The organism is Rothia mucilaginosa (assembly GCF_901875305.1).
Lineage (GTDB): Bacteria > Actinomycetota > Actinomycetes > Actinomycetales > Micrococcaceae > Rothia.
Window position 1 is genome coordinate 349,198 of record NZ_CABFLY010000001.1, and the last position, 20,002, is coordinate 369,199.

The window sequence follows — 20,002 nt, forward strand, 5'->3', positions numbered from 1 at the left end:
CTCTCATGAGAGGGTGGGCCCTCGCTTTGCATTATTCCGCGTGATACCATGTTTTACACCTGATATGTCAAACGTATGACATATACGTGACATGCACACACAGACATATCGCCCCAACTCATTCACAAAGCATCATCCGGTGGTGCTCCAAACAAAGGAGAGCGAGCGTGGACCACAAGTCAGTGGCACAGCGCGTGCTGAAGGACGTCGGTGGCGCCGGCAATATCGTTGCAGCCGCGCACTGCGCAACCCGCCTTCGCCTCGTCCTGAAGAACCAGGATAAGGTCGACCAGGCAGCAATCGACAACGACGAAGACCTCAAGGGTAGCTTCCTCAATGCTGGCCAGTTCCAGATCATCGTCGGCCCAGGCGACGTCAACGAGGTGCACAAGTACCTGATCGCCGCTGGTGCACCCGAGGCGTCCAAGGACGACCTCAAGAGCATCGCCGCGAAGCAGGGTAACATTGTCTCCCGCTTCATCAAGACCATTGCCGACATCTTTGTTCCGCTCATCCCGGTGCTGGTCGGTGGCGGTATGCTGATGGCGCTCAATAGCCTCCTGACCTCTAAGGGTATTTTTGGTCCTCAGGCAGTTATTGAACTTTTCCCTGAGTGGGCTGACTTCGCGGATATCGTCAACCTGCTCTCCGCAGCTCCTTTCGCCTTCCTGCCCGTGTTGGTCGGCTTCTCCGCCACCAAGGTCTTTGGCGGTAACCCCTACCTGGGTCTGACCATGGGTGCCGCAATGGTATCCCCGGCCCTGATGAACGGCTACAAGGTCGCAGCATCCCTGGCGGGTGCTGAGGGCGCTGACCCCATGCAGTACTGGAACCTCTTCGGCCTGCAGGTTCAGCAGGCGGGCTACCAGGGCACTGTGTTGCCCATTATGCTGGTTGCCTTTATCCTCTCCCACATTGAGAAGTTCTTCCACAAGATTCTCAAGGGCACCATCGACTTCATCTTCACCCCGACCCTCACCATCCTCATCACCGGCTTCCTGACCTTCCTGCTCGTCGGTCCCCCGATGTTCCAGCTGGGCACCTGGCTGGGTGAAGGTATCAACTGGCTCTACACTGTTGCCGGCCCGCTCGGCGGTCTGATCTTCGGTACTGCTTACGCATTCATCGTGATGACCGGTATGCACCAGGCATTCCCGCCCATCGAGATGAGCCTGTGGGCTACCGGCGGTTCCTTCATCTTCGTGGTCGCCTCCATGTCTAACGTTGCACAGGGTGGTGCCGCAGCCGGTGTCGCGCTGACCACCAAGAACAAGAAGATTAAGGGTATTGCTTCGGCAGCCGCACCCTCCGCGTTCCTGGGCATTACCGAGCCCGCAATGTTCGGTGTGAACCTGGCTCTGCGCTGGCCCTTCTACATTGCAATTGTTTCCGCGGGTATTGGTTCGATGGTTACCTCTATTCTTGGAATTAAGGCGGGCAAGCTGGGTGCTGCTGGTTACCTTGGCTTCCCCTCGATTGAAGCAACCGTCGGTGCAGGTATCCCGGGCTTCTTGGGCTGCCTCGTCCTGACCACCGTCATCGCTTTCGTTGCCTCCTTCATCTGGGGTAAGAAGGTCGAGGCTGGCAACACCGAGGAAGCCGAGGCTCCTGCCGCTCCTGTAGCTACCGAAGCTTCCACCGAGGCTCCTTCGGCAGCTTCTGCTGAGACCTCCGGCGAAGGCGTTGAGCTGGGCGCTCACCTGGTGGGTACTGTGGTGCCTCTCGTAGACGTCAAGGACCCCACCTTCTCCTCCGGCGCGCTGGGCGCGGGCATCGCGGTCGAGCCTACCGAGGGTAAGCTCTACGCGCCGGCTGACGGCAAGATTACCGTCGCATTCCCGACCGGTCACGCTTATGGTTTGCGTACCGAGGACGGCCTGGACCTGCTGATGCACATTGGTATGGACACCGTGGAGCTGGACGGTCAGTGCTTCACCCCGAAGGTTGCTAAGGGCGACACCGTCAAGCGTGGCGACGTTATTGCTGAGTTTGATATTCCCGCTATTAAGGATGCCGGCTATCTGCTGGTAACCCCCATGGTGATTACCAACTCTAAGAAGGTGGCTACCTCGGTTGAAGATGCTCAGGTTTCGGGCGCTTCTGTGACTAATGCGGATTCGCTTCTGAAGGTTGCACTGAAGGCAAAGGCTAACGCATAGTCTGTACATTGAGTGAGTAGATAAACTCTCTGCTTTTGAACACCCTGTATCTTTCCCTTGGAATGATGCGGGGTGTTCATTTCTTTATGGAAAATTCGAATATAAGAAATGAATAAGTATTCGTATAAATTATGCATAATGGTGCAATATTTACTGACGGCGATCCATGCATACGTATGTAAAATGTCTTGATTAGGTATGATTCGTTAGCCAGGAGGACGGAATACAGCTAATATTTATGTAGACTTCAAGCTTTTGTAAAGGGTGAATATGTCCTCCGAATCCTATACCGTCCGTACCGCCGAACCTCACGAGTACTCGGAGGTAGTGGAGGTGCTCATCTCGGCCTTCGATGGCGACCCTGCCATGATGGCCATCATCGGTGGCAAAAACCGCCGAAAGGAGATGAAAAAGCTCCGCGCAATTATGACCCTGCAGGTTTACGGTAACTTCAAGGATCGCGGACGGATTGACGTCGCTCTGGATGATTCCTCGGGCAAGATCGTTGGTGTCTGCCTCTGGAATAACCCGGAGTCCCAGGAAGGGTCATTCCTTAACGAAATCAAGCAGGTTAGCGCCTACTACCGTGGGCTGGGGCCGATTACCCTGGTCCGGGCCATCATGATGGAGCTACATCTGCTCAAGTACCGCCCCTCGTACAAGCACTGGTATCTCTTCAATATTGGCGTGTTGGAGGGGCTGCGCGGCCGCGGTATTGGCACCAAACTCCTCGACTATGGCATTGCTCGTCTTGAGGGGTACCCAGCCTACCTCGAAGCATCGACCTATGACAGTGCTCGTCTCTATGAGCGCCGTGGATTCCTCTCCCTCGGACCGCTCCAAGGCGTCTTCTCGAAGGCCCATGCAGTGGGCATGGTGTACCCCGCAACCGGCCCCGCAGAGGTCGTCGCTCGCGCCGCCGCTCAGGCTTAACGTAACATTCTGGGTCTGACCCGGGTATTCAACAGCAAAGCCGTGCCCCGCCGCTCCATGCACATGGAGCGGCGGGGCACGGCTTTGCAAAACGCGGAAAGGCTATCACGGCTCGTCGGGCCTCAAGCCGTTCGGCTCTTTGGATGAGAGATTGGGAATGGCTCGTACGGTGCTCCCCAAATACAGTGTGACGGGGAGTATATCCCCGGGAAGATACGCGGAATCCCCGGGGACCGCGCTATTTGGCATCCCGGAGGTAACCGGGGCATCCTGCCTCTCGATGAGTCCCAGTAGGCGTTGAGTGGCCCGTCGAGCGATTTCCTCGATGGGCTGAATGACGGTTGCAAGTTCCGGCAGGAGTAGCCGAACGCTCTGCGTCCCGTCGTAACCAATTACCTGGAAATCTTCGGGAACGCGGATGTTGTGCGTGTGTGCCCACCCCAGGGCTAATGCGGCGTAGTTGTCGTTGGAGGCAAAGACCGCCTCCACGGGGTTGATGCTGTCAGTCCGTTCATCCAGGTAGCGATATAGCGTCTTGCGTTTATAGTCGAGGGATGAGTGAAAGCCAAGCTCTGCGAACTCAGGGGCCAGGCCCGCTTCAAGCATGGCTTCGCGGTAACCGCGTTGGCGCTCATTATGCTGGCTCAGGGTGGAGGTTACGTGCACAATTGTCCGGGCGCCCGTGGCGATAAGGTGCTCCGTGGCTGCGCGTGCGCCGCCGTAGTTATCGGAGCGGATGTTGGGGTAAAAACCGGTCTCGCGACGGTCTATCGTCACCAGGGGAGCCTGAGCGTGAGGTACGTTCACGAGCGCGTCTGAATGGGCGCCGCTAATGATGCCGTCCACCTGGTTGGCGAAGAGCATATCGAGATAGCGTTTCTCCTGCTCAGGGTGGTCTTCACTATTGCAGAGAATGACTCTGTACCCGGCCTCGGCCAGGTGGTTCTCGAGCTGGTACACCATCTCCCCGTAGAAGGGGTTGGCTACGGTGGGGAAGATAAGACCTACCGTCTGCGAGCGTTGACCCTGCAAGCTTCGGGCGATGGCGTTGGGGCGGTAGCCGAGTTGTTGGACGGCCTCGTGCACCTTGGTGCGGGTGGCTTCGCTCAGGTAGCCACGGTTGTTGAGCACGCGGGATACGGTAGTGGGGGAGACGCCCGCCAACGCGGCAACGTCACTGAGTTTAGGCTTCGCCACGGGGCTCCTTAATGGATGAATCAAGATATGCTAAACGATTGACATATCTCTACTAACTATACCCCCTGAAGGGTAGCCCTCTGACAACGCCGACCGCCGAATCAGCTCTCCCCTCCACCACGAAGCCCCCAGCAACAGGTTTAGAAAACCGGAATAATGCGCGCACGGGAACCCGCCGGATGCGCACCGCCAGTCACCGTGGAGTCATCAAGCACCGCAAAGTGCGTGGCGGCGGCCAGGGAAGACAGCATGTGCGAAGCCGACTTCGGTAGAGGGTAAGCAACGCCCTCGGTCACCCGGACGGGCACCAGACGAGTCGTCACAGCCTTGCGCAGCGTGGGAACATCCTCGGCAAGAACGGCCGTATCCGCCGCAGGCAGGGGCATGGAACGCAGGCCGGCCAGCAGAGGCGGCAGATAAGAATAAAGAGCTGTGTAGGCGGCCAGTGGGTTACCCGGAAGGCCCAGTACGAAACGCTGACGACCGGCATTCGGTCCGGTTTCGTGCACCGGCAGGCTCGCGGCCAGGGCCGGGTGGCCCGGACGCACATCTACAGACTCAAAGATATAGGTCGCCCCCAAATCGTTGAGAGCCTTACGCACCATATCCACGCCCGAGGTGCTCGAACCACCCGTAAACACCAGGATGCGCGCGGTAGAGGTCGTCAGAAAGGTCGAGAACTCGGACTCGACATCTGCCAGACGGGCCGAAGGGCGAACCTCGCATCCGGCCGCGGCGATGGCATGCTCCACGAAACCGCCGAAAGCGTCGCGCACCTGACCCGGGTCGGGTAAGCCAAAAGTAATCACCTCATTGCCGGTGAACGCGCAACGCACCGGGATGGGTGCATAGACGGGCAACTCGTCAAAACCGTTCGTGCCCAGGAACGCGGCCATTCGGGAGGAGATGCGCTCGCCGTGGCGAGCCAGGTAATCACCATGCTGCAACTCTACGCCAGCGAAACGAATATCAGTTCCTGCAGCAGGCGGTTCGAACCCTTCGGCCATCTCCAGGTAGTGGATGCTGGCGCGGGTATCCGCGGAGGCTAGGGAATCGGCTCCCTCGTAGTTGCTGGTGTGCTCCTCGCGCACGATAGCCTCGGTGCCTTCGGGAATGAGACCGCCGGTCAGAATCGGGGTGGCCTCGCCCGGACTAATCGGCACGGTCAGGCGGTGAATATTGGCTCGAGAATCCTCCGGATAGGAAGGCTGCACCAGACGCCAGGGCGGATTGCCCGCCACAGCGTAGCCGTCCATCGCGGAGGAGCTGTAGTGCGGCACCGGCATCATAGCGTGAACGTCTTCGGACAGGTAATGGTCAATCGTCGCCAAGAGGGGAAGAACCTCGGTCTTGGTGTCCGGGGCGGCCTGTGTGCCAGCGGCGTGCAGTAGCTCGCGCGCCTGATCCCATGAGACGGCGGGAATATGGTGGGACATGGTACCTCGTGTGTGCTGAAGCGGCCCAATGCGGCCGCGAAAGTATATGCCCGTGGTAGCGGGATGAATCTAGTAGCTAGACCACAGGGAAGTGGTGTACCCCAGCTGCTCCGCTTGCTCCCAGGTATCGACATCGGCGGTGTGCTGGGCGGAGAGCTCAACGCTGATCGGGTTGAGACGGCGCAGGAAGGAACGGACGGAGGCATCGGTGGTGCCCTCAGAGAATACCGAACGGATGCTCTTGTAACGGTAAATACCCACCAGCGGCTGGTAGATGCCCTCCGAAATCCCCCAGAAGCCCTCAGACGCGGAGGAGTTCTCTTCGGGGAGCGGAGGCTGGGTAGTTGCGTCACTGACCGCGGCGGTACGCATAAGTAGCTGTACCGCGGGAGCGATGCGCGGGGTATCAACGCCCAGAATGAGGCACCACTTCGGTGCGGGGGTGCTGGAATCCTCGCACTGGGCCGCCACACGTTCTAGGCCGGCGTGAATAGCCGCGGCCGGGCCGGAGAAGGGTGGGTCTTCTCGGGTGAGTAGAACGTCGGAGGGGACGGGCAGAGTATCGGGTCCGACCACAACTCGCGGCGAGGCTTGCCTCACGGCCTGCAGGGCGCAGTCAAGGAGCGTGCTCGTGCCGTCCGAGAGCGAGGCCTTGGGCACGTGCCCCAGACGGCTGGACTGTCCACCGGCCACGATAACCGCGGCGCAGGAGAACGCGGGATACTCGGGAAGAATCGGTGGGACCGCATCCGAGGGCATATAAGAATCGCTCATTCTAACCGCCCGCGAAGGGAGGAAGGACGTCAACTCGATCGCCATCGGTCAGCGGCGCGTCGGCATCAGAACGGGTGCCATTGATCAGAAAGGAACACTGCTCCATAACCTGCGCCAGGGTCAGGCCGGAGGGGGTGGTTCCTGTCAGCTCCCGGCCCAGGTGCGCGATGAGCGAGCCTAGAGTCGGCGAGTCAATTTCATTCGGGGCTACCGACAGCTCAGCGGTACCCGCCGCCGCGCGTGCGGCAGCAAAGAAATGAACCTGCATCATGCTCCTAATGCTATACGAGAGGGTGCGAAAAACAAGAGGAAGCCCGCGTCGGGGGAGGGGCTAGCCTCCGATGGCACTCATGGAGCGGCTTGCCTTGGCAAATTCCTCAATATCGAAATCTGCGTCTTCCTTGCCGTGAGCGCGGGGCTTGAACCACATACCTTCACGCCAGCGCAAGGCCAGTTCATCGTCCGTGGCGCCGGAGCGCAAGAGCTGCATGAGGTCGGTCTCAGTGTCGGAGAAGAGGCAGGAACGAATCTTGCCGTCGGCCGTCAGGCGGGTGCGGGTGCAGGCGCCACAGAAGGACTCGGTCACCGAAGCGATGATGCCCACGCGGCCCAGGGATTCGGTGCTGTCGACGGGGAACCCGGACTCATCCAGGGCAGTGCCGAGCGGGTAGACCTCCCACAGTCGGGCAGGAGAATCGCCGCGTGCTTCGCGTACTGAACCGAGCACGTAGGTGGCCGAAAGCTTCTCGCGAATCTCGGCGGCGGTGATGGTGCCCTCACGGGTCCAGCGGTTATCTGCGTCCAGAGGCATCTGCTCGATGAAGCGTAGCTGGTAGCCACCCTTGAGAGCCCACTCCAGGAGCTCCGGTGCCTGCCCATCGTTGAGTCCGGGCATCAGCACGGCATTAATCTTGATGGGCCACAGACCGGCTTCGGCAGCGCCGTCGATACCCTTGAGCACAGCCTCCAGCTTGTCGCGGCGGGTGAGTTCGGCAAAGGTTTCGCGGCAGATGGTGTCCAGCGAGACGTTGATGCGGGCTAGACCTGCCTCGGCGAGGGTAGCGGCGCGCTTGTCCAGGCCGATGCCGTTAGTCGTAATGGACAGAGGCACCTCGGGGTGCTTCTGATGGATGCGGGAGATAATGTCGACCAAATCTGCGCGAACGAGGGGTTCACCGCCTGTGAAGCGAATCTCTTCGACACCCAGTCGAGAGACAGCGATATCTGCAAGGCGTGCAATCTCCTCGGCCGAAAGTAAGTTTTCCTTGGGGAGCCACTGCAATCCATCGGCCGGCATGCAATAAATGCAACGAAGATTACATTTATCGGTTAATGAGATGCGAAGGTCAGTTGCGATGCGTCCCCATCGGTCGAGGAGCGGACCGCTGTTTGTAATATTTGGGAGCTTCCTCCGCGACTTTAGGGAGGTCTCAGATTTTTGAGGCGTCACAAAAGCAGCACCGTTGTTATCTACAGAAGATAAGGTGCTTAACAAAGGGCCCGCAATCAGCTGAGAGCGGGCGGAATCTGCCGTGTACGCCATGGAAAACCTATGTGGAAAATTAGTATATTTCGGGTAACAATATGATTATTCCACGTTCGAGGGCCCGTTACATAGTGTGTGAAGGGTAAGTTACACTCGCGGTGACCTAAAGAAGCCGCGATAACGTGCCATCGTGTACGCAAGCTAGGGGCGTACACAAATTGTCACAAAAGCCTCGCGTGGACCACCTCACCTTCATGCAACTAACACGACTAGTCCAAGGAAAAAATACTTTCATGAAGTCTCCTCTCGCCGCTCTCAGCGCGCTGGCTGCTGCAACCCTGGCTCTGACCGGTTGTGGTTCTTCCCAGGCCTCTTCCTCTTCGACCGCTTCGGTATCCGCAGCTTCTCAGGCATCCTCTGGCAAGATTCAGGTCTTCGCCGCAGCATCCCTGAACAACGCGGGTGCTGACCTGGAGAAGGCCTACGAAGCAGCTAACCCCGGTGTCGACATCACCTTCGTCTACGAGGGCTCCGCAAAGCTCGTCACCCAGATCGAGCAGGGTGCAACCCCCGACATGCTTATCACTGCAGACACCAAGAACATGGACAAGGCTAAGAAGCTGGGCGAGTTCTCCGGCTCCGATTCCACCGTTCTGGTCACCAACAAGCTGGTTCTGGTCACCGCTGAAGGTAACCCCGGCAAGATCAACAGCCTTGATGACCTGAAGAACACCAACGGCGTTGTTGCAGTCTGCAAGGAAGACGTTCCCTGCGGCACCCTGGCACACCAGGAACTGAAGAAGCACGACATCACCCTCAAGAACGCAACCACCGAGGGTAAGGTCACCGACGTGGCCACCAAGGTGTCCACCGGTAACGCCGATGCAGGCTTCATCTACACAACCGACCTCGCAGCAGCCAAGAAGAAGGGCACAAACCTCGGTTCTGTCGAGCTGCCCGACGTTGAGCCCAACGAGTACCCCGTAGCCCTGAGCAAGACCGGTGCATCTTCTGCCGTCGCTAAGAAGTTCAACGAGTGGCTGAAGACCTCCGCTGAGGCCAAGAAGATCCTCTCCGACTACGGCTTCAACACCACCACTAAGTAGTCTGTAAACGCTCACCCACTCACTCAGCGGTGAGTGGCTTGCGCAAAAATCCGGGATGCGGCGGTACCTTATAGAAGTGTGCCGCCGCATCCCGTCACGTCTTTTATTCTTCTAACCCGCGGGATGCCCCGCTCCCATTCACCGCCTCTGCAGCCCAACCTCTCACGAACCCATGTCTGTTCCTTCTCCTGCGCATCGTGCGCCGCGATCTTCGGCCCATCTTTTTGTATCGGTTCCTCGTTCCTTTACCATTCCGGCGTTCATCGGTCTTCTAGTAATTGCCGGCCCGCTCCTGGGGCTGTTCCTTAACGTGCCGTGGAGCCAACTCGGGACTGTATTTACTCCGCAAGTGATGGGCGCTGCTAACCTTTCGCTTTCGACGGCTGCCCTCTCCACCCTGATTTGCGGCCTTCTGGGCGCTCCCATCTCTCTGCTCCTTTCCAAGGTGCTGAATCGTTCACGCCTGCACCGTTTCGGTGCGGTCCTCTACGCCATCATCTACACTCCGGTGATTCTCTCCCCGGTGGTTTCTGGTCTGGGACTGCTCTTCTTCTGGGGCCGTAAAGGCCTGATTGGCTCGTATCTCTACCAGGCCGGTATTTCGATCCCCTTCACCTCGAACGCGGTGATTATTGCGCAGACCTTTGTGGCTCTTCCCTTCTTTGTGGCCACCGCGGTCACTACGTTGCAAGCTATTCCTCGCGAGTACGAGGAAATCGCACTGGTCGAGGGGGCCGGCCCGGCCGAGGTGACTTTTAAGGTGCTCCTACCCCTAGCAGCGCCCGGCCTTGCCACCGCTTTCCTGCTCTCCTTTGCTCGTGCGTTGGGTGAGTACGGCGCAACCGTTACCTTCGCTGGCAACGTGCAGGGTAAAACCCAGACCATTCCCCTCGCGATTGACCTGGCCATCAACAGTAGCGATCTCCCGAGTGCCCTGGGTAGTGCCCTCATCCTTATCAGCCTCTACCTGGGAATCTTCGGCGTGCTGGGCCTGGCTCGCACACTTAAGAAACTACGCGAGCGCCTCGGCTAGCTATGTTACGGGGGCGGCCCCTTAGGTGGAACTGTATTTACCCGCCCCCGCGTGCACCGTACACTGTTTATATCCGTATGTCGCACGATAGGAACCGCAATGATCGCTCCCGAGTTCAACGGAACTCCCAGCACCGAGGAATACCGCGCCTACCTGGCCCTTCTCCTGCGAGAGGTCTTCATCGGCACGGCGGAAACCGTTCCTCTTGATTATGCGGCAGGCCGAATCCTTGCGCAGGACGTTACCGCGCGTATGGACGTGCCCAGCTTCGACAACTCTCAGATGGATGGCTACGCGCTCACCGCGGCTGCTGTCGACCGTAAGGACCGCATCTTTACTGTCGGCCGCGAGATTCCTGCGGGTCGACCCCTGCAGCGTTCCCGCGCATCCGATGACCTGACCTACCCGATTATGACCGGCGCTCCCATTCCCAAAGGGTATGATGCGGTGATTCCCGTGGAACAGTCGGAACGTATTGAGTACCCCGACCTTCCCGAGTCTTTCGGCCGCCCTAGCGAGAAGATTAGGCTGGCTGCCGGTCGTGTTGGTCAGTTCGTGCGCCGCCGCGGTGAGGATGTGGTGACCGGCCAGGTGCTCGCCCGAGCCGGCGAGCGTGTCACCCCCGCCCTGCTGGGGGCACTCGCCTCCCAGGGCTACGCACGGTTGACTGTTGCGGCGGGACCCCGCGTGTTGGTATGCACCGGTGGTGATGAGATTCGCTCCGGTACGGCCGGTGAGGATAACGCCTCCCCGGACGACCTCGCACAGGGACAGATTTTTGACGCCAACGGTCCGATGCTCAGCGCCATGTTGCGTGAGGACGGCGCGACGGTTCGCCGCATTGGAATCGGCGATGATCCCGTTGAACTGCTATACCGTCTGACTGCCGAGTACGAGTCCTTTAAGCCGGACATCATTATTACGTCCGGCGGTATTAGCCACGGTAAGTACGAGGTTGTGCGTAACGCCATCGCTAAGGCGCACGAGGCAGACATTCTGGTACCCATCTCCTGGTTTGGTCATGTGAGCCAGCAGCCCGGTGGCCCTCAGGGCGTGAATGTGCTGGATTTCAAGGGGCACCGCGTTCCCATGATTTCCTTCCCCGGCAACCCCGTGAGTACCCTTATCTCCTATGCGCTGATTCTGCGCCCCTACCTGCGCGCCGGCGGCCCTTACGGTGTACCCCACGCGGTAGCTTCCGAGCAGGCCACCCTTGATAACGCGCCCCGCGGCGTGCTGGTGACCGACACTCCGCTTACTGCGCCGCCGGCTAAGCGCCAGTTCCTGCGCGGAACGCTCGCCATGGTGGAAACCGAGCCGGGTACCTACCGCGTGGAGCTGTATCCGGATGTTCTCTCCGGTTCGCACCTGTTGCATCGCGCCGCCCAGGCCGACGTGCTCATTGAGCTTTCCCCGGGCGTGACGTACACCGGGGGAGAGGCCGTACCTTACCACCGCATCCGCCTTACCGACGCTTAATAGATACCCTTTGAGATGTACCGGGGTGACCTGCCCGGTGCTTCATCGACGAATACGATACGTCGATGCGTAGATTCCAGGAGACATGATGACCTCTACCCCCGAACAGGACCTCACCCATGTGCGCGCCGACGGCTCGGCACATATGGTGGATGTGACGGAAAAGTCCGTAACCACTCGCACCGCGGTGGCTGAGGCGACCGTCCACACCCGTGCGGACGTCATCGAGAAGATTTTTGATGCCGACCTGCCCAAGGGCGATGCCCTGCCCGTAGCACGCGTTGCGGGAATCATGGGTGCTAAGCGCACTCCCGAGATTATTCCGCTCTGCCACCCGCTACCTTTGGGCAAGATTACGGTGGATTTTGAGCGTGGGCCCGATTTCGTGCGTATTGAGGCGTCCGTCAAGACTCGCGGTGTGACCGGCGTTGAGATGGAGGCGTTGACCGCGGTCTCTTCGGCTGCGCTGACCGTCTTTGACATGATTAAGGCCGTTGACAAGCACGCCGTGATTACCGATATTCGGGTTCTGGAGAAGAGCGGCGGTAAGTCCGGCGACTGGTCCGTGCGTGCAGACTCGTAGAATGAAGAAACGGGGCTGGCGTAGTGGTGCGCCGTCCCAAAGGAGGAAAGTATTCAATGAGCACCGACGATTTCACGATGCCCGAGAACCTGACCGGCCTGGTGATTGTTGCCTCGACGCGTGCGGCTCGCGGCATTTACGAGGATAAGTCCGGCCCCATCGCGGTGGAGTGGCTGCGCTCGCGTGGTTTCGAGACTCCGGACCCCGTGGTGATTGAGGACCGCGAGATTATCGATTACTTCAACAACCTGGTGGCTGAGGGGAAGAAGAACGGTAATTTGCCGACTTTTATCTTGACCAGCGGCGGCACCGGCCTGAACACCGATGACCAGACCGTGGAGGCCGTGCGCCCGCATCTGGATAAGGAAATCCCCGGTATCATGCATGCTTTCTGGATGAACGGGCTGAAGAATGTCTCTTCAGCTGTTCTCTCTCGCGGTGTGGCCGGTGTGATTGACCGCACCTTTGTGATGACCTTGCCGGGCTCGCGCGGCGGTGTGAAGGATGGCGTGACCACCCTGGACCCGCTGGTTGAGCACATTTGCCGCCAGATGGAGGACTACCATGACCACTAAGCCTAATGCTGATTCAGTGGCTCCTGCTGAGGCTCAGCTGGATCATTCTGGTGATCAGGGGGCTGAACCCAGCGGCTCGACCGTCATCTTCACCGATATTACCGAAGCCCCACTGGAGCCTCTGTACACCGCCGCGAAGACTGAGGTGATGACCGAGGCTATGGGCGCCCTCGTGATTTTCGACGGTATTGTGCGAAACCACGATCACGGTAGCGCGGTGCGCGGGCTATCGTACAGCGCGCATCCGCAGGCCCGCGAGTACATTGCTGAGGTGGCTGCTGAGGTGGCGGCTGAACTGGACGGTGTGCGTCTGTGGGCGGTACACCGCGTTGGTCCTATTGCCATCGGTGAGTCTGCTTTGACCGTGATGGCTGCAGCCGCTCACCGCGGCCGCGCTTTCGATGCCTGCGAGCTGGTGGCGGATCGGGTGAAGGCTCGTGTGCCCATCTGGAAGGAGCAGGAGTTGCTCGATGGAAGCATCGAGTGGGTTGGTGTGGACACCTCATCCTGCTAATCCGCAACTCTACATATTCTTATGTTTTCATATAAGCCTGCCAGAGAGGTATCCTCTGTGGCAGGCTTTCTTTTTCTCAATGTATTGCTTCGCTGAATGCCCCTCAGAAAGGATGCAGCAATGTCCCATGTCTCTTCGCGCGGCATCGAAGAACTCTCCAATGCTGAGCGTGCGTTTTACTCTCGTCAGCTGATTCTGCCCGAGATGGGGTACGAAGCTCAGCTGGCTCTCAAGGGTGCGCGCGTGGTGGTGCTGGGGGCTGGTGGCCTGGGCGCCCCCTCTCTGCTGTATCTGGCGGGTGCAGGTGTGGGGCATATCGTTGTGATTGATGACGACCGGGTGGATACTTCCAACCTGCATCGCCAAGTGATTCATACCTATGCCCGCGTGGGAAATTCTAAGGCTGAGTCGGCGGCAGAGTCACTTCGTGCCCTGAATCCTCATATTCGGGTTGATGCTGTGTGCGCGCGCCTGACTGCTGAGAACGCTGATGATTTGCTGTCTGGCGCGGATCTTGTGCTTGATGGTAGCGATAACTTTGAGTCGCGCTACCTGGTGTCGGATGCGGCGGCTCGAGCTGGTATTCCTCACGTGTGGGCTGCCATTCTTGGTTTTGACGCTCAGCTTAGTGTTTTCTGGGCTGGTCATGGTCCGGTGTACGAAGATCTTTATCCGCACGCTCCGGCGGAGGGAAGTGTGCCCTCGTGTAGTACTGCGGGGGTTGTGGGGGCCATGGCCGGTGTCGTGGGGGCTGCGATGGCTATGGAAGCGGTGAAGCTTTTGACGGGGGTGGGACGCCCCCTTATAGGTGAGGTAGGCCTATATTCTGCATTAGGTGGGAAGTGGGAATATATACCCCTTGTAGCTAGTGCGCAAGCTGAGCCTAAGAAAACCCCTAAATTACCTCGGAAAACGAGCGAGAAGCCCGAAAATTACGTAATAATTCGTAATATTCCAAATGATTTATCTGGCTCTTCTTCGCCTTCTTCCCCCTCTAGGGTGAGCGCTCAAGAGCTGAAATCGATGCCGGAGAGCGAAAAGATTGCCCTTTTGGATGTCCGGGAACGAGTCGAATTTGCTGCTTTTTCGATAGAGGGAGCAATCAATCTTCCCTTGACAGAGATTATGGAATCGTCCCGAAGGGGTGATTTAAAGGCGCTAATTGGGCGTAAAATCCCTCCAAATGCGCGAGAAATCGTTATCTACTGCACCGGATATACGAGAACGGTTGAAGCAGCGCGTGAGATAGCACCTCTGGAAGACCGTCCGGTACGTATGCTTGAAGGCGGAATTTCGGCCTGGCTTACGGTCTAAGGAACCTTTTGAATTCTTAATTAGATTAGGTTTTTATTCTGTATTTTCCATGCTGAGTTTCCGTTATATTGGGCAGTATGGAACAAGCATCACAGATTAAGGGCCCGGACGGCCCCCTTACCGATCAGCTGATTAAGTTCGGTAAGTTCTTCTCCCGCTGGGACGAGACTGACGACGGCCGCGCCGTCTTCCGTGAAGGCGGCCGCGAAGGTGACGCCTTCTACCGCGACCGTTGGAGCCACGATAAGGAAGTTCGCTCTACCCACGGCGTGAACTGCACCGGCTCCTGCTCCTGGAAGGTGTATGTCAAGGACGGCATCATCACCTGGGAGGCGCAGGAAACTGACTACCCCTCGGTCGGCCCCGATCGTCCCGAGTATGAGCCCCGTGGTTGCCCCCGCGGTGCGTCCTTCTCTTGGTACACCTACTCGCCCACCCGAGTGAAGTACCCCTACATTCGCGGTCCCTTGCTGGAGATGTACCGCGAGGCAAAGGCTATCCACAGCGACCCCGTGGATGCCTTCCACTCCATCGTGTCTGACCCCGCTAAGCGTTCCCGCTACGTGAATGCTCGCGGTAAGGGTGGTTTGGTGCGCTCGACTTGGGCTGAGGCTCTCGAGCTGATGGCTGCTGCCCACGTGCACACCATTAAGTACTATGGTCCTGACCGCAACACCGGCTTCACCCCGATTCCGGCAATGTCCATGGTCTCCTTCAGCGCGGGTGTTCGCTACATCCAGCTGATGGGCGGCGTGATGACCAGCTTCTACGACTGGTACGCCGACCTCCCCGTGGCCTCCCCGCAGGTCTTCGGTGACCAGACTGACGTGCCCGAGTCCGGTGACTGGTGGGACGCTGCGTACCTCATCATGTGGGGTGCGAACGTTCCGCTGACCCGCACCCCGGATGCCCACTGGGTCTCTGAGGTCCGTTACCGCGGTACCAAGGTTGTCACCGTGAGCCCTGACTACGCGGACAACACCAAGTTCGCTGACGAGTGGCTGCCCGCACAGGCAGGCACCGATGCCGCACTGGCAATGGCTATGGGCCACGTCATCCTCAAGGAGAACTACGTTGACCAGCGTGTCGAGTTCTTCGAGGACTTCTCCCTGACCTACACCGACCTTCCCTTCCTGGTCACCCTGGAAACCCGCGAAGATGGCGTGAAGGTTCCCTCTAAGTTCCTGACCGCTGCTAAGCTCGCTGGCGAGGCTGAGCAGGCTAACTCCGACTTCAAGCCTGTCATGATGGACCGCGAGACCGGTGAGGTCTTCGTTCCTAACGGCACCATGGGTCACCGCTACGCAGCCGAGGACCAGGGCAAGTGGAACCTGGACCTGCAGGGCCGCAAGCCGATTCTGTCAATCCGCGACCTGCCCCAGGGCGAGTCCGCTGCCGTCGAGATTAAGATGCCGACCTTCGACGACCCGAAGGGTCACGGCGACGTCATCACCCGTGGTGTGCCTGTTGCCTACGTTGAGGGCCACGAGGTCACCACTGTCTTCGACATCATGCTGGCACAGTACGGTGTTGGTCGTGAGGGTCTGCCTGGTACCTGGGCTAAGGACTACGACGACTGGAGCGTTCAGAACACCCCGGCATGGCAGGAGCCGATTACTTCTGTTCCCGCCGAGGCCGTTATCCGTATTGCCCGCGAGTTTGCCAAGAGCGCCCTGGATTCTGGTGGCCGTTCCATGGTGATTTTCGGTGCGGGTATCTGCCAGTGGTACCACGCTGACACCACCTACCGCGCTATCCTAGCCCTGCTGAACCTGACCGGCTGCCAGGGCCGTAACGGCGGCGGCTGGGCTCACTACGTGGGCCAGGAGAAGGCACGCCCGCTAACCGGTCTGACTAACATCGCAAACGCACTGGACTGGAGCCGTCCGCCGCGTCACATGATTGGTACCGGTTTCTGGTATATGCACACTGACCAGTTCCGTCAGGATGCATACTCCACCGACTACCTGCAGTCCCCGCTGGCTAAGGGCGAGTTGCGCAACGTTCACACCGCTGACGTCGTGGCACGCTCCACCCGCATGGGCTGGATGCCGTTCTACCCGCAGTTCCCCGAGAACTCGATGGATTTGGCTGACAAGGCAGAGCAGGCAGTGGCACGCGGCGAGGCATCCTCGAACGCGGACTACATTGCTCAGCGTCTGAACTCCGGTGACCTTGAGTTCTCTGTCGAGGACGTCGACAACCCCGTCAACTGGCCTCGTACTTTGACCCTGTGGCGTTCGAACCTCTTCGGTTCCTCTGCAAAGGGTGAGAGCTATTTCCTGAAGCACCTCGTCGGTAGCATGGACAACGTCCAGGGCGAGGACGCAGAGACCCACCCGAAGGAAGTTAAGTGGGTTGATGATGCTCCCCAGGGCAAGCTGGATTTGCTGGTCACTTCGGACTTCCGCATGACCTCCAGCACCCTGCTGTCTGACATCGTTCTGCCGACCGCTACCTGGTACGAGAAGCACGATATCTCCTCGACCGATATGCACCCGTTCCTGCACGCGTTCTCCCCGGCAATTGACCCGCCGTGGGAGGCAAAGACCGACCACGAGACCTTCAAGGCTCTCGCATTCGAGTTCTCTCGTATGGCGAAGAAGCACCTGGGCGTCCGTAAGGACATCGTCTCGGTCCCGCTGCTGCACGATACCCCGGGCCAGATTGCTCAGCCCGGTGGCCACGCACCTGACTGGAAGAACACTCCCGGTATGGTGGGCGTTCCCGGTAAGAACATGCCGAACTTCGTCACCGTTGAGCGTGACTACGGCGCACTGTACGACATGTACACCACCGTTGGCCCGCTGTTCGACAAGCTTGGCGCAACCACCAAGTACGTCACTTACGATCTGAAGCACGAAGTTGCCAAGATGGCCAAGGAATTCGGCGTGATGGACTCCGGTAAGGGTGCAGGTCGTCCCGCACTGGATACCGACGTGAAGATTGCCGAAGCCATCATGATGATTTCGGGTACTTCGAATGGTGAGGTCGCTGTTAAGGGCTTCAAGGAGCTCGAGAAGCAGACCGGTCTGCACCTGATGGACCTGGCAGAGGGTAACGAGGAACGTCGTATTACCTTCCCCATGACTCAGGCCGCTCCGCAGCCGGTGATGACCTCTCCCGAGTGGTCCGGTTCGGAGACCGGTGGTCGCCGTTACGCTCCGTTCACCGTCAACATCGAGAAGAAGAAGCCGTTCCACACCTTGACCGGCCGTATGCACTTCTTCCTCGACCACGACTGGATGCACGAGATGGGCGAGGCTCTGCCGATTTACCGTCCGCCGCTGGATATGACCGGCCTGTACAACGAGCCTGAGCTCGGTACGACCGATGGCGTTTCGGTTGCTGTTCGCTACTTGACCCCGCACAACAAGTGGGCTATCCACTCGCAGTACTTCGACAACCAGTACATGCTGAGCATGTTCCGTGGTGGTCCGGCGGCATGGATGAGCCCCCAGGATGCCGAGAAGATTGGTGTCAAGGATGGCGAATGGGTTGAGTGTGTGAACACTAACGGTGTCTTTGTGGGTCGTGCGGTTGTTTCGCACCGTATCCCCGAAGGTATCTCCTTCGTTTACCACGCTCAGGAGCGTATGGTTAGCCCGAAGTCTGAAGTCACCGGCAAGCGCGGTGGTATTCACAACTCGGTGACTCGTATTCTGCTGAAGCCCACCCACATGATTGGTGGCTACGCTCACCTGGCGTTCTCCTTCAACTATCTTGGACCGACCGGTAACCAGCGAGACATCGTTTCGTACATCCGCCGCCGTAAGTCCCAGGAGGTAACTTTCTAATGCGCGTTATGGCACAAGTTGCTATGGTGATGGCACTCGATAAGTGCATCGGCTGCCACACCTGCTCCGTGACCTGTAAGCAGGCATGGACGAACCGAGCCGGTACCGAGTACGTCTGGTTCAACAATGTGGAGACTCGTCCCGGTCAGGGTTACCCCCGCCGTTACGAGGACCAGGAAAAGTGGAAGGGCGGCTGGGTGCTGAACAAGCGCGGTCGTCTGGAGCTTAAGAGCGGTAACCGCTTCCAGAAGCTCTTCTCGATTTTCGCTTCCCCGATTCAGCCTGAGCTCAGCGACTACTACGAGCCCTGGACTTACGATTACCAGAACCTGACCACTGCTCCCCTCGGTGATGACTTCCCGGCCGCAAAGCCGGTCTCCCTCATCACCGGTGAGGACGCAAAGGTTCAGTGGGGTATGAACTGGGACGACAACCTGGCTGGTGCGACCGAGTACGGTCACCTGGACCCGCTGGTTGAGAAGGTTCGTAAGAAGGCTGAAGACAAGATTAAGTTCGAGTTCGAGCAGACCTTCATGTTCTACCTGCCCCGTATTTGTGAGCACTGCCTGAACCCCTCCTGCATGGCTTCCTGCCCCTCTGGCGCTATCTACAAGCGTGCCGAGGACGGTATCGTGCTGGTGGACCAGGACCGTTGCCGTGGTTGGCGTCAGTGCATCACCGGTTGCCCCTACAAGAAGGTGTACTTCAACCACAAGACGGGTAAGGCTGAGAAGTGTACCTTCTGCTACCCCCGTATTGAGGCCGGTATCCCGACCGTGTGTGCTGAGACCTGTGTGGGCCGTATGCGCTACATCGGTGTCTTCCTGTACGACGCAGACCGCGTGACCGAGGCTGCTTCGGTTCCGGACGAGAAGGACCTCTACGAGGCTCAGCTGTCGCTGATGCTCGATCCTTCTGACCCGGCCGTGATTGAGCAGGCACGTAAGAACGACATCCCCGATGCGTGGATTACTGCGGCTCAGAAGTCACCCGTGTACAAGCTGGCCAAGGAGTGGAAGGTGGCTTTGCCCCTGCACCCCGAGTACCGCACCATGCCGATGGTTTGGTACGTGCCGCCGCTGTCCCCGATTGTTGACCTGCTCAAGGAGCAGGGCCACGACGCTGAGAACAGCAACAACCTCTTCGGCGCTATTGAGGCTCTGCGTATTCCGGTGGAGTACCTGGCTGAGCTGTTCACCGCGGGTGACACCGAGGTTGTGACGAACGTTCTGCGTCGCCTGGCTGCGATGCGTTCGTACATGCGTGACATCAACCTTGGTGGCGAAGGCAACGAGGAAATTGCGCAGGCGGTTGGCATGACCGGTCAGCAGATTTACGAAATGTACCGTCTGATGGCTATCGCGAAGTACAACGAACGCTACGTCATTCCGAAGGCTCACATGGAGGATGCCCACAACCTCGAGGAAATGGGTTGCTCTCTGAGCGTGGATGGCGGACCCGGTATGTACGGCGATGCGTTCAACGACATGGAGGGTCGCCCGACCCCCGTGTCCACCGGTGTATACGAGGCTAACAACAAGGTCAGCTTGTTTAGCTGGGACGGTTCTTCCCGCCCCGACGGCCTCTTCCCGAATACCACCGGAAAGAAGTAATTA

At 58.8% G+C, this 20,002-nt stretch carries 16 protein-coding genes; 11 read left to right on the top strand and 5 right to left on the bottom strand.

Annotated features, from left to right (window positions below; genetic code table 11):
• Positions 1–167 precede the first annotated feature (167 nt).
• Together JX292_RS01525 and JX292_RS01530 are read left to right on the top strand one after the other, a co-directional pair.
• Positions 168–2,159 carry a PTS beta-glucoside transporter subunit IIBCA gene (locus JX292_RS01525; RefSeq protein ID WP_204860623.1) on the top strand — a complete coding sequence of 664 codons (1,992 nt, stop codon included), beginning with the start codon at positions 168–170 and terminating at the stop codon, positions 2,157–2,159.
• Between the two features lie 270 nt (positions 2,160–2,429).
• The gene (locus JX292_RS01530; protein WP_204860626.1) at positions 2,430–3,092 is read left to right on the top strand and encodes a GNAT family N-acetyltransferase; all 663 of its coding nucleotides are present in this window, start codon (positions 2,430–2,432) and stop codon (positions 3,090–3,092) included.
• Positions 3,093–3,197: 105 nt separating this feature from the next.
• Here JX292_RS01530 and JX292_RS01535 read toward each other — a convergent pair whose 3' ends face one another.
• The 5 genes from JX292_RS01535 to moaA form a co-directional block, all read right to left on the bottom strand.
• Complete coding sequence (locus tag JX292_RS01535) at positions 3,198–4,289, bottom strand: LacI family DNA-binding transcriptional regulator (protein WP_204860628.1); 1,092 nt, start codon at positions 4,287–4,289, stop codon at positions 3,198–3,200.
• A 140-nt stretch (positions 4,290–4,429) separates the two neighbouring features.
• Positions 4,430–5,725, bottom strand: coding sequence for a molybdopterin molybdotransferase MoeA (locus tag JX292_RS01540; RefSeq protein ID WP_204860631.1), 1,296 nt, complete (start codon positions 5,723–5,725; stop codon positions 4,430–4,432).
• 69 nt (positions 5,726–5,794) lie between these two features.
• The gene (gene mobA / locus JX292_RS01545; protein WP_239653568.1) at positions 5,795–6,499 is read right to left on the bottom strand and encodes a molybdenum cofactor guanylyltransferase; all 705 of its coding nucleotides are present in this window, start codon (positions 6,497–6,499) and stop codon (positions 5,795–5,797) included.
• A 1-nt stretch (position 6,500) separates the two neighbouring features.
• Positions 6,501–6,770, bottom strand: a complete 270-nt coding sequence (locus JX292_RS01550) for a MoaD/ThiS family protein (RefSeq protein ID WP_239653569.1) — start codon at positions 6,768–6,770, stop codon at positions 6,501–6,503.
• Between the two features lie 60 nt (positions 6,771–6,830).
• Positions 6,831–8,042, bottom strand: a complete 1,212-nt coding sequence (gene moaA, locus JX292_RS01555) for a GTP 3',8-cyclase MoaA (protein ID WP_204860633.1) — start codon at positions 8,040–8,042, stop codon at positions 6,831–6,833.
• Between the two features lie 236 nt (positions 8,043–8,278).
• Between moaA and modA the strand changes: the two genes are divergently transcribed.
• The 9 genes from modA (at position 8,279) to narH (ending at position 19,999) form a co-directional block, all read left to right on the top strand.
• Positions 8,279–9,091: a molybdate ABC transporter substrate-binding protein gene (gene modA, locus JX292_RS01560; protein ID WP_204860635.1), complete on the top strand. Its 813-nt coding sequence runs from the start codon at positions 8,279–8,281 to the stop codon at positions 9,089–9,091.
• A gap of 352 nt (positions 9,092–9,443) precedes the next feature.
• On the top strand, positions 9,444–10,124 hold the full coding sequence (locus JX292_RS01565) for a molybdate ABC transporter permease subunit (protein ID WP_239653570.1): 681 nt from the start codon (positions 9,444–9,446) through the stop codon (positions 10,122–10,124).
• A gap of 99 nt (positions 10,125–10,223) precedes the next feature.
• Positions 10,224–11,603 (top strand): molybdopterin molybdotransferase MoeA, encoded by a 1,380-nt coding sequence (locus tag JX292_RS01570; protein WP_204860640.1) that lies wholly within the window; start codon positions 10,224–10,226, stop codon positions 11,601–11,603.
• Positions 11,604–11,691: 88 nt separating this feature from the next.
• A complete protein-coding gene (gene moaC, locus JX292_RS01575; protein WP_204860944.1) occupies positions 11,692–12,186 on the top strand; it encodes a cyclic pyranopterin monophosphate synthase MoaC in 495 nt (164 codons plus the stop codon).
• 56 nt (positions 12,187–12,242) lie between these two features.
• Positions 12,243–12,761, top strand: a complete 519-nt coding sequence (locus JX292_RS01580; protein WP_204860642.1) for a MogA/MoaB family molybdenum cofactor biosynthesis protein — start codon at positions 12,243–12,245, stop codon at positions 12,759–12,761.
• On the top strand, positions 12,751–13,275 hold the full coding sequence (locus JX292_RS01585) for a molybdenum cofactor biosynthesis protein MoaE (protein ID WP_204860644.1): 525 nt from the start codon (positions 12,751–12,753) through the stop codon (positions 13,273–13,275). Before JX292_RS01580 ends, JX292_RS01585 begins: the two co-directional genes overlap by 11 nt.
• A gap of 120 nt (positions 13,276–13,395) precedes the next feature.
• Complete coding sequence (locus JX292_RS01590; RefSeq protein ID WP_204860649.1) at positions 13,396–14,589, top strand: ThiF family adenylyltransferase; 1,194 nt, start codon at positions 13,396–13,398, stop codon at positions 14,587–14,589.
• Positions 14,590–14,666: 77 nt separating this feature from the next.
• Positions 14,667–18,386 (top strand): nitrate reductase subunit alpha, encoded by a 3,720-nt coding sequence (locus JX292_RS01595; RefSeq protein WP_204860650.1) that lies wholly within the window; start codon positions 14,667–14,669, stop codon positions 18,384–18,386.
• Entirely contained in the window at positions 18,386–19,999 is a 1,614-nt protein-coding gene (narH, locus tag JX292_RS01600; protein WP_204860651.1) for a nitrate reductase subunit beta, read from the top strand. The genes JX292_RS01595 and narH overlap by 1 nt, the downstream gene beginning before the upstream one ends.
• Positions 20,000–20,002: the final 3 nt, after the last annotated feature.